Raw genomic sequence first — 16393 nt, 5'->3', positions numbered from 1 at the left:
GAAATATCAGGTCCCAGCCCGCCGTTTCCTGTCCCAGGTCCCGGCCACTGGCCGCAATCTGCCCGCATAACGGACCCAAGAGCCCACCACCGACACCCGGGCCACCGAATCCCCCCGTTACCCCCGACTCGGGCACCACCGATGAAGATCCACAAAATCCCCAAACACCACACCCACCCGCCGCACCCAGCACGCTCCACAACCCCGTCAGCGCCCCCGGCTCCACCGCCAGCTCCCGTGTCCACCCCGACGAGTGAGACCACTCGGGTGAGCAGCTCCGGGATAGCTGCGCCCTCCTGGTCGGGGTGGCGGGAGTCAAGTGTCGAACTTGTTCGATCCGCGCAGCGGACGCCGAAGGCGCACTTGACGCCCACCACCCCGACTAGCACCATCACGCAGCCCGGAGCCGCGACACCACAGTCCGCCTCACCGAAGCACCCGACACCACAGTCCGCCTCACCGAAGCGCGCGACATCACAGCCGCGCGACTGAGCAACCCATCCCCACAGTCGCGGGCCCGCCTGGAGCACCCGTCCCGGCGCGACCGCAGACCGCCAGCCAGCGACGGGCGGCTGGTCGTGCGACGGGATCTGTGTGTCAGGCGGGTGGGGCTACGGCGGCGTCGGGTTGGTTGGAGTGGTGGAGGGAGGTGGCTATGAAGCCGGTGGATTTGAGGTCTTCGACGACGGCGTGGAGGTACGCGACGGTGTCGGGGTGGCGGGTTCGGGTGGTGCCGACGGCTTGGCGGATTTCCATGAAGCGTTCGTCGATGACGCGGTAGTCAGGGTTCTCGGCGACGAACTGGGTGATCGGCTGGCGGATGCCGGCGGCTGCTTCCAGGCCCTCGGCCAGGAAGACGTCGACGCCTTCGTCACCGCGGACGATGGTCGCGTGCTGCAGCGTCCGGGTGAGATACAGGTCGTACGCCGAACCGCGTTTCACCCCGATCCGGACATCAGCCCGGTCGACGTCCGCGACACTGAGCAGGTCGGATTCCCGACGTACGGCGAAGACGCCTTCGATGATCACGTACGGCGCGGTGAAGGCGACCTCGTCGGCGCGAGCGGGCTCGATGGCGAGGAAGCAGATGTCCGCCTGCCCGGTCGTCAGCGCCTCGAAGGACTTGCGGGCCGCGTCGAAACAGACCAGTTCCAGCGGTAGCTCGAGTCGCCGGGCGATCTCCCGCGCGATGTCGACGGTGACACCGGCCGGCTCCTCCGGCGTCCCTTGGGCCAGCACCGGATTGCCCAGGTTGATGGACGCCCGCAGTACGCCCGACGGCGCCAGATCCTCACGAACACTCGTCATGCCGCGACCCTATATGCGCGGCACCAGCAGGGTTCCGGCGTACTTGCGGAACGCTGAGACGAGGCGGCTCCGGTCGCCGGCCCGCGTCGCCAGTACGACGTGACTCGGCTCGACACCCTCGAGCGGGATCGAGGTGAGATCGGGTCGGAGCCGGCCATTGCCGCCGAGGATCGCCGGTGCGATCGCCACGGCCTGGCCGGCGGCGATGAGCTCCAGTTTGTCCTCGATGTCCTTGACCACGGGACCATCCGGAGCGGCGCTGCCGTCGGGCCGTGGGTCGATCCGCCAGAAGGCGTTCCACTCCGGGTCGGGCAACCGGGGCAGCGGTTCGTCGGCGATGTCGTCGATGGTGACGGATTCCTTGCCGGCCAGGCGGTGCTCGAGTGACACGACGAGCACGCGCGGCTCGTCGTACAGGACTGTCACCTGCAACTGGTCGGTCGCGAACGGGAGCCGGGCGACGACCGCGTCCACCCGATGATCGAGCAGGGCCGAACGCGGCTCGTTCCATCCGATGTGGATGGTCTGTACGTCGGCCTCCGGGTGACGTCGGCGGAGTTCGCGGGTCGCCGGGGTGACGATCAGGCTGGTCGTGTAGCCGATCGTGATCCGGCTTGGCTCGGCGGCTGCCCGGGTGGCGGCCGCGGCCTCGGCCGCCGATCGCAGCATCGCGTGTGCGCGGGGCAGGAACACCTCGCCGGCCTCGGTCAGCCGGCTGCCCTGCGGCGTCCGGTCCAGCAGCCGCGCACCCAACTGTTGCTCGAGGCTACGAATTTGGCGACTCAGCGACGGCTGGGTGATGTGCAGCTCCGCCGCCGCCCGGCCGAAGTGCCGCTGCTCGGCGACGACGGTGAAGTACCGCACCAGTCGCAGGTCGAGGTCGGCGGGCATGACGCCCAGCATACGTCGATGACCTGCGGTGATGCCTGAAGCGTATTGCGCCATACGAAACAAGCTTTGGAATCGCCCCGACTCGCGATCACACGATGGAAGCACTTCCACCTACCTCTCCGAGGAGTGCTTCATGCGTGTTTTCGTCACCGGTGCGAGCGGGTTCGTCGGCTCGGCGGTCGTCCGCGAGCTGATCGGCGCCGGGCACCAGGTCGTCGGCCTGGCCCGGTCCGACCAGGGCGCAGCGTCCGTCAGCGCGGCCGGAGCCGAGGTGTACCGCGGCGACCTGACCGACCTCGACGGCCTGCGTACGGCGGCCGCCGCGGCGGACGGCGTGATCCACACGGCCTTCATTCACGACTTCTCGAACTTCGCCGCATCCGTCGAGGTCGACCGGCGCGCGATCGAGGCGATCGGCGACGCACTCACCAACTCCGACCGCCCCTTCGTCGTCACGTCCGGGACCGCCTTGGTTCGCGGATCCGGCGACCTCGCGACCGAGGACAGCGCGCCCGACCCGGCGATCCCCACCAGCGGCCGGCTCGCGAACGAGGCTTCCGCTCTGTCGTACGTCGAACGCGGTGTGCGGGTGTCGATCCTGCGACTCCCGCCGACTGTGCACGACGAAGGCGACCACGGCTTCGTCCCGGGCCTGATCGACATCGCCCGCGCGCAAGGCGTCTCGGCGTACCCGGGAGACGGTTCGAACCGCTGGGCCGCCGTCCATCGCCTCGACGCCGCAGTCCTCTACCGACTGGCTCTGGAGTCAGCTCCAGCGGGCTCGCGCCTCCACGCGGTCGGCGAGGAAGGCATCCCGTTCCGCGACATCGCCGAGGTCATCGGTCTGCATTTGAACCTCCCACTGACCACCGCCGAGGACTCCCACTTCGGCTGGCTGGCCGGGTTCGCCGTACTCGATGCCGCCGCCTCCAGCGCCCGCACCCAGGAACTCCTCGACTGGCATCCGACCCACCCCGGCCTGATCGCGGACCTGGAGAAGGGGCATTACTTCACGACATGAGTTCCTTGCGGAAGAAGACGCGGTGGCGATCGTTGACGGTCGCTCGGTGGGTCTCGACGTACCCGCGGCGTGGGTAGTAGGCGAGGTTCTCTGTCATCGCCGCGTTGGTGCACAGCGTCACCTGCTCGTAGCCGCGGGCGCGTGCCTCGGCCTCGACGAAGTCCAGCAAGGCGGAGCCGATGCCGCGGCCCTGGGCAGTGGGTGCGACGGCGAGGACGTCGAGGAGCAGTGAGTCGGGTTCATCCTCCAGCAGGACGAATCCGGTGATCTCGTCGGCACCCGTCGCGACCCACACCTTGCCGCCGGCGATCGCCGCGCGGTAGTCGAGCAGCATCGGCACCGGCGGCCCGCCGATGCGCGGGATGTAGTGCTCGAAGGACGCCTGGGCGATCGCGGTCACCGTCTCGGCGTCCGGGTCCGTCGCAGGTCTGATCACGACCGCCAGTCTAGGCAACCACGTCAGATAGGAAACTTTCCTGACGATCTTTCAGTAGAGTCATTGCGTAAATCGTCGGAAGCGTTCTAGAGTCGGCGCCACTTGTCCTCTCGACCGCCCGAATGGGAGTCAGATGAAGCGTCGGAGTGTGGGGCTGCTGGTCGCGGCCGCGACGGTGCTGGCGGGGTTGACCGCCGTACCGGCTGAAGCACACAGCAGTCAGCGAGTGGTGGGGTACTACACCAACTGGAGTGGGTACGACCGGAACTTCCTGGTCAGTGATCTGGTGAAGAACGGGACGGCCGCGCGGCTGACCCACCTGAACTACGCGTTCGGGTTCCTCGACGAGCACGGCACCTGCGTGAGCAGTGATCCGTGGGCCGACTACCAGCGGCCGTTCACCGCCGAGCAGAGCGTCAGCGGCAAGGCCGACGAGCCGGGTCAGGCGCTGAACGGCAACCTCAATCAGCTCAAGCAGCTGAAGCAGAAGTTCCCCAACCTGCGGATCAGCATCTCGCTGGGTGGGTGGACCGGCTCGAAGTACTTCTCCGACGCGGCACTCACGCCGGCGTCGCGGGCCGCACACGTGAAGTCCTGCCTGGACCTGTGGCTGAAGGGCGACATCCCCGGCCTGCCCGCCGGTGCCGCGAAGGGTGTCTTCGACGGGATCGACCTGGACTGGGAATGGCCTGCCAGCGAAGGCAACCCGGGCAACGTGGTCCGGCCGGAAGACAAGCAGAACTTCACCGCGCTGGTGAGTGAGTACCGCAAGCAGCTCGACAAGCTGTCCTGGCCGTTCAAGGGCCGCTACAACCTGACCGCGTTCCTGCCGGCCGACCCGGTGCAGATCGACCGCGGGTTCGAGGTGTCGAAGGTGTTCAAGAACCTGACGTTCGGTACGACGCAGGGCTACGACTACCACGGTTCGTGGGACCCGATCACCAACCAGCAGTCGGCGATCGACGGCCCGGCCGGCGATCCGTCGCCGGCCGAGTTCAGCTCGCAGGTGACGATCGACGCCTACCTGTCCCGGGGCGCACCGCGCAGCCAGCTCGTGATGGGTGTGCCGTTCTACTCCCGCGGCTGGACCGGCGTGACGAACCAGAACAACGGCCTGTTCCAGCCGGCCACCGGCCCCGCGCCGGCGACGTACGAGGCCGGCTACGAGGACTACCGCCTGCTCAAGGCGAAGCTCTCGGGCTTCACCGTCCACCGCGACACCAAGGCCGGTTTCGCCTGGTTGTTCGACGGTACGACGTTCTGGACCTGGGACGACCCGGTCGAGATGAAGCGCAAGGCGCAGTACATCTCGGATCGCGACCTCGGCGGCGCGATGATCTGGTCGCTCGACGGTGACACCGAAAATGGGGAGCTGATCTCGGCGTTGCACCGTAATCTTCGCTGAGTGGACCTGAAGGCTCTGGTGGATCGGTTCGGCGCGAGCGGTGCCGAGCCGATCCACCTCGGCATGTCCGCAGCGACTGTCGTCCGGCTGCGGCGCCGCTCGGAACACCTGTTCTACAAGGCCGGACCGGGAGTCGACGACGAGGCCGACCGGCTCGCCTGGCTCGGCTCGACCGGGTTCCCGTGCCCGCGCATCGTTGACCGAGGCAACAACTGGCTGCTGACCACGGAGCTCCACGGCCGCGACGCCTCCCAACCCTGGCCGGCCGCCGACAGACCAGCAGTGCTGGCCGCGATCGCCGACGGCCTGCGTGCGCTTGACGAGTTGAGCGACTGCCCGTTCCTCTCGCCCTTCCCGGGCGAAGGCAAGGCGGTGACACATGGCGACTACTGCGCCCCCAATGTGTTCGTCGACCCCTCGAGCCTCCACTTCGCCGGGATCCTGGACCTGAGCCGACTGGGCACCGGCGATCGCTACATCGACCTCGCGCTCATGTACGGGAGCCTGTCCGGCACCCTCAACCCCCAGTACGGCGGACCGCCCGCGGCCCGGCATTTCGTCGAGGCGTACGGCGGCGACCCGGACGACCCGCGCATCGCCTATTACACCGACCTGGACAACTCCGACGACTTCTAGGTCGTGTCTGGTGATCCCGCGCCGTAGCGAGCAGGTGCTCGGTGCGGTGCATCGGCGTGCTGGAGTGAAGGCCTCGATGTGGTTTCATCGTGGCCTTTGCTCCAGTGCGGCGAGGTGCCGTGCCGAGTGCCGCGCAGTAGGCGGGGGATCACCAGACACGACCTTAGCCCGGAAGGCCCGCCGGTAGGCGCTGGGTGTCGTCCGCAGGGCGCCGTGGAAGCGGCGGCGGAGGTTGGTTGCCGAGGACAACCCGACGCGGGTGGCGATCGTCTCGACCGGGAGGTCGGTTTCCTCGAGTAGAGCACGACATTTGGCGATGCGCTGGGCCAGCAACCATTGGCCGGGGGCAACGCCGAGCTGGTCCGCGAACCGGCGGGCGAGCGTTCGCGGCGACACGTTGATGCGGGCGGCGAGGTCGTCGAGGGTGATCGGCTCGGCGAGGTGCTGGGTCGCCCAATCGAGCAGCGGCCCGAGGGACTCGGTCGGCTGGGTCTCGTCGACCCGGTACTGGACCTGACCGCCCTCCCGATGCGGCGGCATCACCATCCGCCTAGCGATCTGAGCGGCGTACGCGGCGCCATGATCGTTGCGAACCAACTGCAGACACAGGTCGATCCCGGTCCCTGAGCCGGCACTCGTTGCGACGTCACCGTGGTCGATGTAGAGCACATCCGGATCCATCAGTACGGCGGGGAACCGGCGCTGCAGCTCATCGGCGTACCGCCAGTGCGTCGTCGCCCGGCGGCCGTCGAGCAACCCGGTCGCGGCCAACGCGGACGCACCCGAGCAGATGCTCACCAACCGCGCCCCACGCCGATGCGCCCGCTGCAACGCCCGCACGACAGCAGGCGACGGATCCCGGCCGATCGGCAACCAGCCCGGTACGACGATCGTGTCGGCGCGATCGAGTGCACGCAGCCCAGACCTCACCAGCATGGTGAAGCCCTCCGTGGTCCGGATCGGGCCCGGCCGCTCGGTGCACACGCTGAACCGGTACCGGTCGGCGCGGAACACGGCCGCCGCACAGCCCAGCTCGAAACTCGCCTGCGGCCCGGTTACCAGCGCGACGACGCGATGCGTCTGCATGGCATAAAAGTACCTGACCACGACTATCCAGACACTGTGGGAAAGCCTGTGGACAACTCAGGCTGGTGAGTATGCAGACGTTCGAATGGGCCTCGGCCGCCACCACACCCGTCCGTGAACTCTTCCCCGGCATCAGATTGCGGTCGCTCTGGTCCGGCCCTGTCGCCACCGCACACGTACTCGAGATGGACCCCGGTTCGTGCTGGCAGGGCGTCGACGTCCACGAGCCCGGCCCGGAGGAGGTGTACGTCGTCGACGGCGTCTTCAACGACGGCATCCGCGACTACCCGGCCGGGTCGTTCATCCACTGCCCGGCCGGGTCGTCACACGTACCGCAGACAACACAGGGCTGCACCCTGTTCGTCTTCTACCCCGAAGGCTGACCTCAGGGCTTGTCGAACTGAACCACGTCGAAGTCGGTGCCGGGCGGCGCCCCCGGGCCGAACGGCGGCGGGAAGCCGAGGTCGAAGCGGCCGTTGATCACTGCGAGCCGGTTGCCGTGTTCGGCAATGGTGGTCGGCACGCGGAACAGCTCGTTGGTGACCACGTCGGTGATGCGACCACTGGTCAGGTCCGAGCTCAACTCGACCTTGACCACGCGATTGGCGAAGTTCTCCACCACCCACAGGGTCTTGCCGTCGAGCAGGATGCCGTCCGGTGTACCAGGCGTGAGCGCACCACCGGTGATCGCGATCGCCTGACTCGAGCCGGTCTGCGGATCGACCAGGTACAGCTCGGCGCGCGACGAGTGGCCGAGGATCAGTGTCTTGCCGTCCCGGGTTGCGTCGATGCCGTTCAGGTTGGGGAACTCGCCTGGCACCGCCGCGGGGCCGCTGAGCGGGATGGTCTCCGGTTCGCCGATCGTGTCGCCCGGTCCGATCGGGACCTTGTAGATCACCGGGCTGAAGGTGTCGGTGAAGTACGCGGCGTCCTTGGTCACCACGACGTCGTTGATCAACGACTGGTTCGTGGTCAGCACCAGGTCCGCGACCGTCGATCCGTCGCGGATGCTGTAGACGTAGCCGTGACCAGTGGGCCCTCCCGCGACCCACAGACGTTTGGTCGCCCGCTCGACCTTCAACCCCACGGCGACCCGTCCCGGCGGGGCGTCGACGAAGATCGCGCCGTCGCCGGTGCGCAGGCTGCCGCGGTAGATGTCACCGCTGGTGAGTGAGCCCACGTAGAAAGTTGCCCTGGGCCCGGTGGCGATGCCTTCCGGCTGGAAGTCGTTCGGCACCGGGATCGAGGCCGGGTACGGCGTGGCCGCGGCGACGGTCAGTGCCACCGCGGACACGATGAGCGCAAGTTTCCGGAAACGCGACATGATGTACCCCCTGAAAATCCCCGTTTCCCCTTGCTGCGAAGGTAGAACCGGGGTTTCAGGTTGTCCATGGCTCAGTCGGTACTGCGCAACTCCGTCGGTGCACCGTGGACGGCCGGGATGCTGCCGAGCTTGCCGGCCTGGAAGTCCTCGAAGGCCTGGATCACCTCGGCGCGAGTGTTCATCACGAACGGTCCGGCCATCGCGACCGGCTCCCGGATCGGGCGACCGCCCAGGACGAGTACGTCGAGGTTCGGTTCCGCCTGCGGTTGCGTCGTACTGGCCGCCGTACGGATCGTGTCGCCCGGGCCGAAGACGGCGAGCTGGCCCTTGCGGATCGGGCGGTGCTCGGCGCCGACCGTGCCCTGACCGGCCAGGACGTAGACGAGCGCGTTGTAGTCGGGCTGCCACGGCAGCACCATCTCGGCGCCCGGGCTCACCGTCGCGTGCACCAGCGTGATCGGCGTGTGGGTCGAGCCGGGGCCGTCATGGCCGTCGACCGTGCCCGCGATCACCCGGATCAGCGCGCCGCCGTCCGCGGTGGACAGCAGAGCCGAGTCGCCGCCGCGGATGTCCTGGTAGCGCGGCGGAGCCCACTTCTGCGCCTTCGGCAGGTTCACCCAGAGCTGGATGCCGTGGAACAGGCCACCGCTCAGTACGAGGTGCTCCGGCGGGGTCTCGATGTGGAGCAGTCCACTGCCCGCGGTCATCCACTGGGTGTCGCCGTTGGAGATGACGCCGCCACCGCCGTTGGAGTCCTGGTGCTCCATGATCCCGTCGAGCATGTAGGTGACGGTCTCGAAGCCGCGGTGCGGGTGCCACGGGGTGCCCTTCGGCTCACCCGGGGCGTACTCGACCTCGCCCATCTGGTCCATGTGGATGAACGGGTCGAGGTCACGCAGGTCGACGCCGGCGAAGGCACGCCGTACCGGGAATCCCTCACCCTCGTAGCCGCTCGGGGCCGAGGTCACCGACCGGACCGCGCGCTCGTTGGCAACGGCCGGATCCGGCTGGTGGACGCGGGGCAGCACGGTGATGTCGCTGACGGTCACGGCGGGCATGGTGTTCTCCTCGCTCGGGGTAGTTCAAGAATAAACTAACTGCCTCAACCGCGGCAAGAGCCCCGGCATTCCCGGCTCACAGGAACCTCCCAGCCGACGCCCACGGAGGCTGAAGTCCTGGTTGCCATCGTTTCCAGGGAGACCACACAGACCCCGTGCCTTGTGACAGGAGACGATCCATGACAACCCTGCTGGACCCGCCGCGCACCCACTCGGGCGCCGCACGCGTCGACCCACCGGTCCGTCCGGTCAGCTTCGCCTGGGCAGCAGGGCGGTGGTGGTGGCACTCAGTCGAGCAGTGAGCTGGCCGAGTTGCTGTCCAAGACGACCACCACCTGGGCGGCAGCCGTCAGCGGATCGCAGACCGCAGCCTCGCTGGAGCTCTCGACCGGCAAGTCCGTGATCGCCATCGGCGGCTTCAGCGGGTACCGACGACGCTCCGACGCTGGCGCAGTTCAAGGGTGGGTGGCCGAGGGCAAGATCGCCTACTACATCTCCGGCGGCCAAGGCGGCCGCGGCGGCTCCTCCTCTGCGGCCAGCGAGATCCAGTCCTGGGTCGAGTCCAACTACACCGCCACGACAGTAGGCAGCACCACCGTCTACGACCTCACCAGCTGAACCGCAGGTCACCAAGCCGGCTCGGCGTACCGATCGACGGGTAGTGGTCGGCACGCTGGCCGGACTGGCCGGATGTTCAGGCGGGGGCAGGTCGTCCGGAGTCGGCTACTACCCGTCCGTCGGTACGGCTCCCACCTCGACATGGCAGACTCTGTTGCCGTGACGGCGCAGATTCTGGACGGTAAGGCGACGGCGGCGGCGATCAAGGACGAGTTGAAGGTCCGGGTCGCGAAGCTGGCCGAGCAGGGCGTGGTTCCCGGGCTCGGCACCATCCTGGTCGGAGACGACCCGGGTAGCCGGGCGTACGTGGCCGGCAAACACCGCGACTGCGCGGCGGTCGGCATCTCCTCCATCCAGGTCGAGCTCCCGGCCGAGGCGACCCAGGACGAGATCGCCGCGAAGGTCACCGAGCTCAACGAGAACCCGGACTGCACCGGCTTCATCGTCCAGCTCCCGCTGCCCAAGCATGTCGACACGAACGCGATCCTCGGCCTGATCGACCCGGTCAAGGACGCCGACGGCCTGCACCCGGTCAGCCTCGGCAAGCTCGTCCTCGGCCAGGACGGCCCGCTCCCGTGCACCCCGAAGGGCTGCGTGGAGATCCTGCGCCGGTACGACGTACCGATCGCTGGAGCCAACGTGGTCGTCGTCGGCCGGGGCGTGACGGCTGGTCGTCCGATGGGGCTGCTGTTCACCCGTCGTACGGAGAACGCCACTGTCACCCAGTGCCACACGGGGACGAAGGACCTCGCCGCGGTGGTTCGGACCGGCGACATCGTGATCGCGGCGGCCGGGTCGGCCGGGCTGATCACCGCCGACATGGTGAAGCCGGGCGCCGTACTGCTGGACGTCGGCACCAGCCGCAACGCCGAGGGCAAGATCGTCGGCGACATCGATGACGCCGCCCGTGAGAAGGCATCCTGGATCGCCCCGATGCCCGGCGGGATCGGCCCGATGACGCGCGCCATGCTCCTCACCAACGTCGTCGAAGCCGCCGAAGCGAGCGTCGCCCAGTGATCTACGCGGTGATCGCCCCGGTGGCCGACGCGGTTGCGGCGGGCGAAGTGGGCGTGGCGTGCTGATGGCGGGCGAGGCTCCGCGGCGGAATGAGTGGCCGCTGGCCCTGTCGCTCCTGGTCGCCGCGACCGGCCTGGTCGTGCTCACCTTCTACAACTGGCGCAACGGCGTACTCGTCTTCGCCGGCTCCGTCCTCCTCGCCGGCCTCCTCCGCGTCTCCCTCAGCGACTCCGCCGCGGGCCTCCTCCACGTCCGCGGCCGCATGTTCGACACCGCCCTCCTCATAGGCGTAGGCCTGGCCATAGGCACCCTGGCCCTCATCGTCCCGAACTGACCGCCGGGTTTCGTCGCCGGGCGCGGGAATCGTGCGGACGTGTGCCACTCACCAAACCCGCCGACGTCTGCAGTTCGCCCCACGGCTGAGCCGTACCCGCCCGCTTCGTCCAGGCTTGATGAGTGCCACAGCTCCGGGTTCCCTGGCACCACGCCGCGTGTCCCGGGGAAGACTTACCCCCAGGGCACGCGTGGGAAGGACGGGCTCAGTGGAAGAAGTGGCGGGTTCCGGTGAAGTACATGGTGATGCCGGCTTTTTCGGCGACCTCGATGGCGGCTTCGTCGCGGATGGAGCCGCCGGGTTGGACTACTGCTTTGACGCCGCCTTCGATGAGGACCTCGAGGCCGTCGGGGAAGGGGAAGAAGGCGTCTGAGGCGGCGACTGAGCCGACTGCGCGTTCGCCGGCGCGGGAGACCGCGAGGCGGCAGGAGTCGACGCGGTTGACCTGGCCCATGCCGACGCCGACCGAGGCGCCGCCGGCGGCGAGCAGGATGGCGTTCGACTTGACGGCCCGGCAGGCCTTCCAGGCGAAGGCGAGGTCCGCGAGCACCTCGGGGGATGCAGGCTGCCCGGCCGCGAGCTGCCACGCCGACGGGTCGTCACCGGAAGCCTGGAACCGATCGGTGTGCTGCAGCAGCAAGCCGCCGCTGATCGCCCGCATCTCGACCTTCTCGGCAGCGGACAGCGAGGGCGCGACCAGCAGCCGGATGTTCTTCTTGCCCTGCAGGATCTCGACCGCACCGTCGTCGAACGCGGGCGCGACCAGCACCTCGGTGAAGATCTCCGCGACCTGCTTGGCCATGTCCACCGACACCGGTGCGTTCGTCGCGATCACGCCGCCGTACGCCGACACCGGGTCGCACTCGTGGGCCCGGCGGTGCGCCTCGGCGATGTCCTTGCCGACCGCGATGCCACACGGGTTCGCGTGCTTGATGATGGCGACGGCCGGCTCAGTGAAGTCATACGCCGTACGACGGGCCGCGTCGGCGTCGACGTAGTTGTTGTACGACATCTCCTTGCCGTGCAACTGCTCCGCGGCCGCCAGACCACCCCGGCCGTTCACGTACAACGCCGCCGGCTGATGCGGGTTCTCGCCGTACCGGAGCACGGCGGACTTGTCCCAGGTCGCCCCGACCCACGCCGGGAAGCCCGAGCCCTCGCTGGTGTCGGTGACGTTGCTACCCATCCAGGAGGCGACGGCCACGTCGTACGACGCCGTGTGCACGAAGGCATCGACGGCCAGCCGCTGCCGCTCTTCCAGACTGAAACCACCGGATGACAGCGCGGCGACGATCTCCGGGTAGCGCGACGGCGACACCACGACCGCGACGTTGGCGTGGTTCTTGGCGGCGCCGCGGACCATCGACGGCCCGCCGATGTCGATCTGCTCGATGCACTCGTCCACCGATGCGCCGGATGCGACGGTCTCGGTGAACGGGTAGAGGTTGCTCACCAGCAGGTCGAACGGCTCGACCCGCATCTCGGCCAACTGCTCGACGTGCTCGGACTTCCGTACGTCGGCCAGCAGGCCCGCGTGCACCTTCGGGTGCAGCGTCTTGACCCGGCCGTCCAGGCACTCGGGGAACCCGGTCAGCTCCTCGACCTTGGTCACCGGTACGCCGGCCGCCGCGATCCGCCCCGCAGTGGAACCGGTCGACACCAGCTGGACACCGGCGGTATGCAGCGCCTGAGCGAGCTCCTCCAGACCGGTCTTGTCGTAGACGCTGATCAGCGCCCGGCGGATCGGCCTGCGGTCGGTGCTCACTTCAGTCGAACCTTTCGTCCGGTGATGGTCCAACCGTCGCGGACCAGCCGGCCGACCCACTCCACCAACTGGCGGCGTTCGACCTCCTTGATCCGTTCGGTCAGGGTTTCTTCGGTGTCGTCGTCCTCGACGGGTACGGCGACCTGCGCGATGATCGGCCCGGTGTCGACCCCACCGTCGACGAAGAACAGGGTCGCGCCGGCCACCTTCACGCCGTACTCGAGCGCGTCCCGCGGCCCGTGGATGCCGGGGAAGGACGGCAGCAGCGCGTTGTGCGTGTTGATGTACCGGTCGCCGAACGCGGCCAGGAAGTCCTCGCCGACCAGCTTCAGGAAGCCCGCCGAGACGACCAGGTCCGGCTTGTACTCGGCCACGGACGCGGTCAGCGCGCGGTCCCAGTCGGTCCGCTCGGCGTAGTCCTTGACCTTGTGCACGAAGCTCGGCACCCCGGCCTCGGCGGCCCGGTCCAGCCCGGCGACACCTTCCCGGTCGGCACCGACGGCGACCACCTGAGCGCCGTACGCCGGATCGGCGCAGGCGTCGAGGAGAGCCTGAAGGTTCGACCCCGACCCCGAGATGAGCACGACGATGCGCGCAGGTTCGGGGGTAGGCACAACCGGGTCTGTCACGCGCCGAAGCTTATCGCCCGGCGTCGGCCTCAACGTCAGCCGGTCGGCGGGAGGCGATCAGCGCGGCCGTGATCGAGGCCCCGATCGCCATTCCGGCCGCCAGTACGCCGGCCGCCGGCAGCGCGGCCGGGATCCCCACGGCCGACATCCGCCCAGGCCCGGCAGAGCCACCTGACAACGCCATGAGCACGTAGAGCATCAGTCCGGCGACCAGAGCCGCCATACCGCCCCGCAGTGCGAACGCATCCCACCCCAGCGCCTCGGCGTCCTCCTCCGCCAGTCCACGCCGAGCCACGACGAGCCCAGCGATCACACCGGCGGCCAACGGCACCACAGCGGTCAGCACAAGCAGGTACGTCGGTGTAGCTCCATCAGCCGGTACAGCGGCCAGCAGCGGCAGCGCCGGCAGATTGCCCACGTCCACACCGGTCGGCGCGATCGTCGTACCCACTCCCAGCTGGAATCCGGGCCCGGCGAGGAACGCGACGACGTACAGGACCATGTTCGGGATCAGCATCAGGCAGATCGCGAACAGCACGACCGACCCGACCACACCGGCATTGAGGAGCTCCAGCATCCCGGTGACGCGGGAGAAACGGATCGCCAGGAGTACGCCGTACAGCAGAGAGGCGATGGCGATCACTGTCAGTACGGCGGCAGCCGCGGCCGGCACGGCGTCACGCAGACCGGGAGGAGTCGCGTCGGCGATGTCCGCGGCCGCCCCGGACTCGACCAGTACGCCGATCGTCCCCGCGACGAGGGCCAATGAGGCCGCACCGAAGAAGGCGGACAGCGGGGACACCTTCAGCGAGCCGTCCGCCGTGAGCAGGGCGATGATCAGCGCGCCCAGGGCGTAGACGAGGGTGAACGTGCCGACCAGCAGGATGAGGTCCTTGGTCCGGTCCGCCGCGCTGGTGCGGGCAGCGGACTTGCCGCCGCGGTACAGGCACCAGCCGAGGAAGAGCGTCAACCCGAGCGGCGCGATCGTGATGGCACCACTGCCGAGGGTCACACCGGCCTTGTGCGCGACCAGCCAGGCCGCCGCACCCGCCCGGATGGCTCCGGACGCGCCACCGAAGGTAGCGGCCAGCCAGCCGATGACGGCCACCGCGGCGCAGGTGAGCAGCCCGGTGAGCAAGCACGCGCCCGCAGAGATCACTGCCGACAGGACCACCGGCTTGGTCGGGGCGGCGACGTCGGAGGGGGCAGGCCCGGGCGCCTGGTGTGGTCCGCCGTCACGGGCGCCCGGACGGCTCAGCATGTCGGTCACACCTTCACCTCGCTTCGCTCGGTTCCGGCGCGACCGAGAACGGTGCTCTGCCCATTGTTCGCTCGCTGCGCTCGCTCATCCGACTCACATGGTCTCCCGCCTCGGGGGACCACTCGTTCTGACACGCCGGATATGGAAGACTTCCCCCCGCTTGTTCACGCTCAGTTGGCGGGTCGGCACCGGTCGGTGTCCGCGATCCGGCTGGGTGGGGACGACCAGGGACCACCGGGTACTGTCGGGTGGAATCAGTCAGGAGGTCGAGCTTTGGCCGGTTCCCACCGCGCACCCCGCGGCGGCGGTCGCGCCGCTGCCCGGGAGGCACGCCGGCAGAAGGCGCGCAAGCGGAACCAGACGATCGCCGCCGGAATCGCGGTCGTCGTACTGGTCGGCGGCGGCGGTGTCGCCGCGCTGAACGCCTTCGGCGGCGACGATGCCTCGGGTCCGAACTCCGGCGCCTCCGACGACAAACCGGCCGACACGAACGTGCTGGCCGATGCCAAGGTCCTGCTTGACGCCACCACGGCCAAGCCACTCGGCGCGACCGGCGCCTGGACGGTCACCAAGACCGCCGACGGCAGCAGCGCCCCGGAGCGCGCGTTCGTCTGCCAGTCCCAGCGGTTCGCCGACCCGGCCGGCCAGCGCACCTGGGTCCGCAACCTGCAGAACTCGGCCACCAAGGACACCGCGGTCCAGTACGTCGAGGTATCGAACGACAAGGCCGCCGCGGGCAAGGCCTACAGCGCGATCGTCGGCTGGCTGAGCGCCTGCTCCACCCCGCAGGTCCGGCTCACCTCCAGCTACGCCATGACCGGGGTCGGCGAGCGCGGCGTGCTCGCGGTCTTCGGCCAGCCCTCGAGCGGCAAGACGAAGTACAAGTCGATCGCCGTCGCGATCGCCGGCCAGGCCACCATGGTGCTGGAACACGACTCGACCGCCGGTACGCCGCCCAAGCCCGAGCCGCTCCTGGCCGCGGCGTCAGCCGGCCTGAAGCGGATCTGCGCCCAGACCGGCGGCTGCGGCACCGGGGCGCCGCTGGCCAAGCCGAGCCTGCTGCCGACCACCGAGTTGCCCGGGTTCATGGCGCCGGTCGATCTCCCGGTGCTGAGCGGTATCGACAAGCCGTGGGTCAGCAGCCCGCCCACCAAGACCGGGACCGGCACCGGCTGCGAGAAGATCAACCTGAAGGCCGCCAAGGCGACGAAGTCCGCCACGCTCACGTACGTGACACCGGAGGCCAAGGTACCGACCGAGTTCGGCCTGGACGACACGGTCATGAAGTTCGCCACCCCGGCCGCCGCGAAGGCGTTCGCCGACCAGATCCGCAAGAACGTGGACACCTGCGAGAAGAACGTCTCGAACGCGAAGGTGAAGTCGACCGGGACGCTGACGAACACCCTGATCAAGGGTGAGAGCTGGCGGGCGTCGTACGACACCGGCGGCGGGAAGACCTTCACCTACCGGATCGGCATCGCCTCGACCGGGAGCCAGGCGGTCTACGTCCTGTTCCCGGTGCTGAAGGGCCTGGACATCTCCGACACCGCGTTCAACGAGACCCTGACCCGGGCCGCGGAACGCTCGGCGACGTACAAATAAAG

Annotated in this window: 18 protein-coding genes; 9 read left to right on the top strand and 9 right to left on the bottom strand. The window is 68.8% G+C overall.

Annotated elements, in window-relative coordinates; translation table 11 throughout:
- Positions 1-597: 597 nt before the first annotated feature.
- Positions 598-1308: a transporter substrate-binding domain-containing protein gene (locus V9K99_RS24080; protein WP_337012372.1), complete on the bottom strand. Its 711-nt coding sequence runs from the start codon at positions 1306-1308 to the stop codon at positions 598-600.
- Positions 1309-1317: 9 nt separating this feature from the next.
- A complete protein-coding gene (locus tag V9K99_RS24075; protein ID WP_337012374.1) occupies positions 1318-2199 on the bottom strand; it encodes a LysR family transcriptional regulator in 882 nt (293 codons plus the stop codon).
- Positions 2200-2332: 133 nt separating this feature from the next.
- Between V9K99_RS24075 and V9K99_RS24070 the strand changes: the two genes are divergently transcribed.
- The gene (locus V9K99_RS24070) at positions 2333-3220 is read left to right on the top strand and encodes an SDR family oxidoreductase (protein WP_337012376.1); all 888 of its coding nucleotides are present in this window, start codon (positions 2333-2335) and stop codon (positions 3218-3220) included.
- Here V9K99_RS24070 and V9K99_RS24065 read toward each other — a convergent pair.
- Entirely contained in the window at positions 3210-3656 is a 447-nt protein-coding gene (locus V9K99_RS24065; RefSeq protein WP_337012378.1) for a GNAT family N-acetyltransferase, read from the bottom strand. The genes V9K99_RS24070 and V9K99_RS24065 overlap by 11 nt on opposite strands.
- Before the next feature lie 133 nt (positions 3657-3789).
- Between V9K99_RS24065 and V9K99_RS24060 the strand changes: the two genes are divergently transcribed.
- Positions 3790-5061 (top strand): glycoside hydrolase family 18 protein, encoded by a 1272-nt coding sequence (locus tag V9K99_RS24060; protein WP_337012380.1) that lies wholly within the window; start codon positions 3790-3792, stop codon positions 5059-5061.
- Entirely contained in the window at positions 5062-5697 is a 636-nt protein-coding gene (locus tag V9K99_RS24055) for a phosphotransferase (RefSeq protein WP_337012381.1), read from the top strand.
- 84 nt (positions 5698-5781) lie between these two features.
- Here V9K99_RS24055 and V9K99_RS24050 read toward each other — a convergent pair whose 3' ends face one another.
- Positions 5782-6783 (bottom strand): helix-turn-helix domain-containing protein, encoded by a 1002-nt coding sequence (locus V9K99_RS24050; protein ID WP_337012382.1) that lies wholly within the window; start codon positions 6781-6783, stop codon positions 5782-5784.
- 71 nt (positions 6784-6854) lie between these two features.
- Here V9K99_RS24050 and V9K99_RS24045 point away from each other — a divergent pair, with 71 nt between their 5' ends.
- A complete protein-coding gene (locus V9K99_RS24045) occupies positions 6855-7166 on the top strand; it encodes a cupin domain-containing protein (RefSeq protein ID WP_337012383.1) in 312 nt (103 codons plus the stop codon).
- Between the two features lie 2 nt (positions 7167-7168).
- On the opposite strand, the gene V9K99_RS24040 is transcribed toward V9K99_RS24045, so the two are convergent.
- Positions 7169-8107 (bottom strand): hypothetical protein, encoded by a 939-nt coding sequence (locus V9K99_RS24040; RefSeq protein ID WP_337012385.1) that lies wholly within the window; start codon positions 8105-8107, stop codon positions 7169-7171.
- 71 nt (positions 8108-8178) lie between these two features.
- Positions 8179-9165 (bottom strand): pirin family protein, encoded by a 987-nt coding sequence (locus V9K99_RS24035; RefSeq protein ID WP_337012387.1) that lies wholly within the window; start codon positions 9163-9165, stop codon positions 8179-8181.
- A 179-nt stretch (positions 9166-9344) separates the two neighbouring features.
- Between V9K99_RS24035 and V9K99_RS24030 the strand changes: the two genes are divergently transcribed.
- From V9K99_RS24030 to V9K99_RS24015, 4 genes are all read left to right on the top strand, one after another.
- Positions 9345-9467, top strand: a complete 123-nt coding sequence (locus tag V9K99_RS24030; RefSeq protein WP_337012389.1) for a hypothetical protein — start codon at positions 9345-9347, stop codon at positions 9465-9467.
- A gap of 10 nt (positions 9468-9477) precedes the next feature.
- Entirely contained in the window at positions 9478-9783 is a 306-nt protein-coding gene (locus V9K99_RS24025; protein ID WP_337012390.1) for a hypothetical protein, read from the top strand.
- Positions 9784-9942: 159 nt separating this feature from the next.
- Positions 9943-10800, top strand: coding sequence for a bifunctional methylenetetrahydrofolate dehydrogenase/methenyltetrahydrofolate cyclohydrolase (locus V9K99_RS24020; RefSeq protein ID WP_337012392.1), 858 nt, complete (start codon positions 9943-9945; stop codon positions 10798-10800).
- Between the two features lie 64 nt (positions 10801-10864).
- Positions 10865-11134 (top strand): DUF3017 domain-containing protein, encoded by a 270-nt coding sequence (locus V9K99_RS24015; RefSeq protein WP_337012393.1) that lies wholly within the window; start codon positions 10865-10867, stop codon positions 11132-11134.
- Between the two features lie 205 nt (positions 11135-11339).
- Here the strand turns inward: V9K99_RS24015 and purH are convergent, their stop codons facing one another.
- Genes purH through V9K99_RS24000 form a run of 3 tightly spaced genes read right to left on the bottom strand, consistent with a single transcriptional unit; the run spans position 11340 to position 14789 of the window.
- A complete protein-coding gene (gene purH, locus V9K99_RS24010) occupies positions 11340-12899 on the bottom strand; it encodes a bifunctional phosphoribosylaminoimidazolecarboxamide formyltransferase/IMP cyclohydrolase (protein WP_337012394.1) in 1560 nt (519 codons plus the stop codon).
- On the bottom strand, positions 12896-13528 hold the full coding sequence (purN, locus tag V9K99_RS24005; RefSeq protein ID WP_337012395.1) for a phosphoribosylglycinamide formyltransferase: 633 nt from the start codon (positions 13526-13528) through the stop codon (positions 12896-12898). The genes purH and purN overlap by 4 nt, the downstream gene beginning before the upstream one ends.
- Before the next feature lie 10 nt (positions 13529-13538).
- Complete coding sequence (locus V9K99_RS24000) at positions 13539-14789, bottom strand: cell division protein PerM (RefSeq protein ID WP_337012474.1); 1251 nt, start codon at positions 14787-14789, stop codon at positions 13539-13541.
- A gap of 273 nt (positions 14790-15062) precedes the next feature.
- Here V9K99_RS24000 and V9K99_RS23995 point away from each other — a divergent pair, with 273 nt between their 5' ends.
- The gene (locus V9K99_RS23995) at positions 15063-16391 is read left to right on the top strand and encodes a hypothetical protein (RefSeq protein WP_337012397.1); all 1329 of its coding nucleotides are present in this window, start codon (positions 15063-15065) and stop codon (positions 16389-16391) included.
- Positions 16392-16393: the final 2 nt, after the last annotated feature.

The organism is Kribbella sp. CCNWLW201 (assembly GCF_037203805.1).
GTDB lineage: Bacteria > Actinomycetota > Actinomycetes > Propionibacteriales > Kribbellaceae > Kribbella.
Note: the sequence above shows the minus strand (reverse complement) of the source record. Positions and strands in the feature narration are given on the sequence as shown.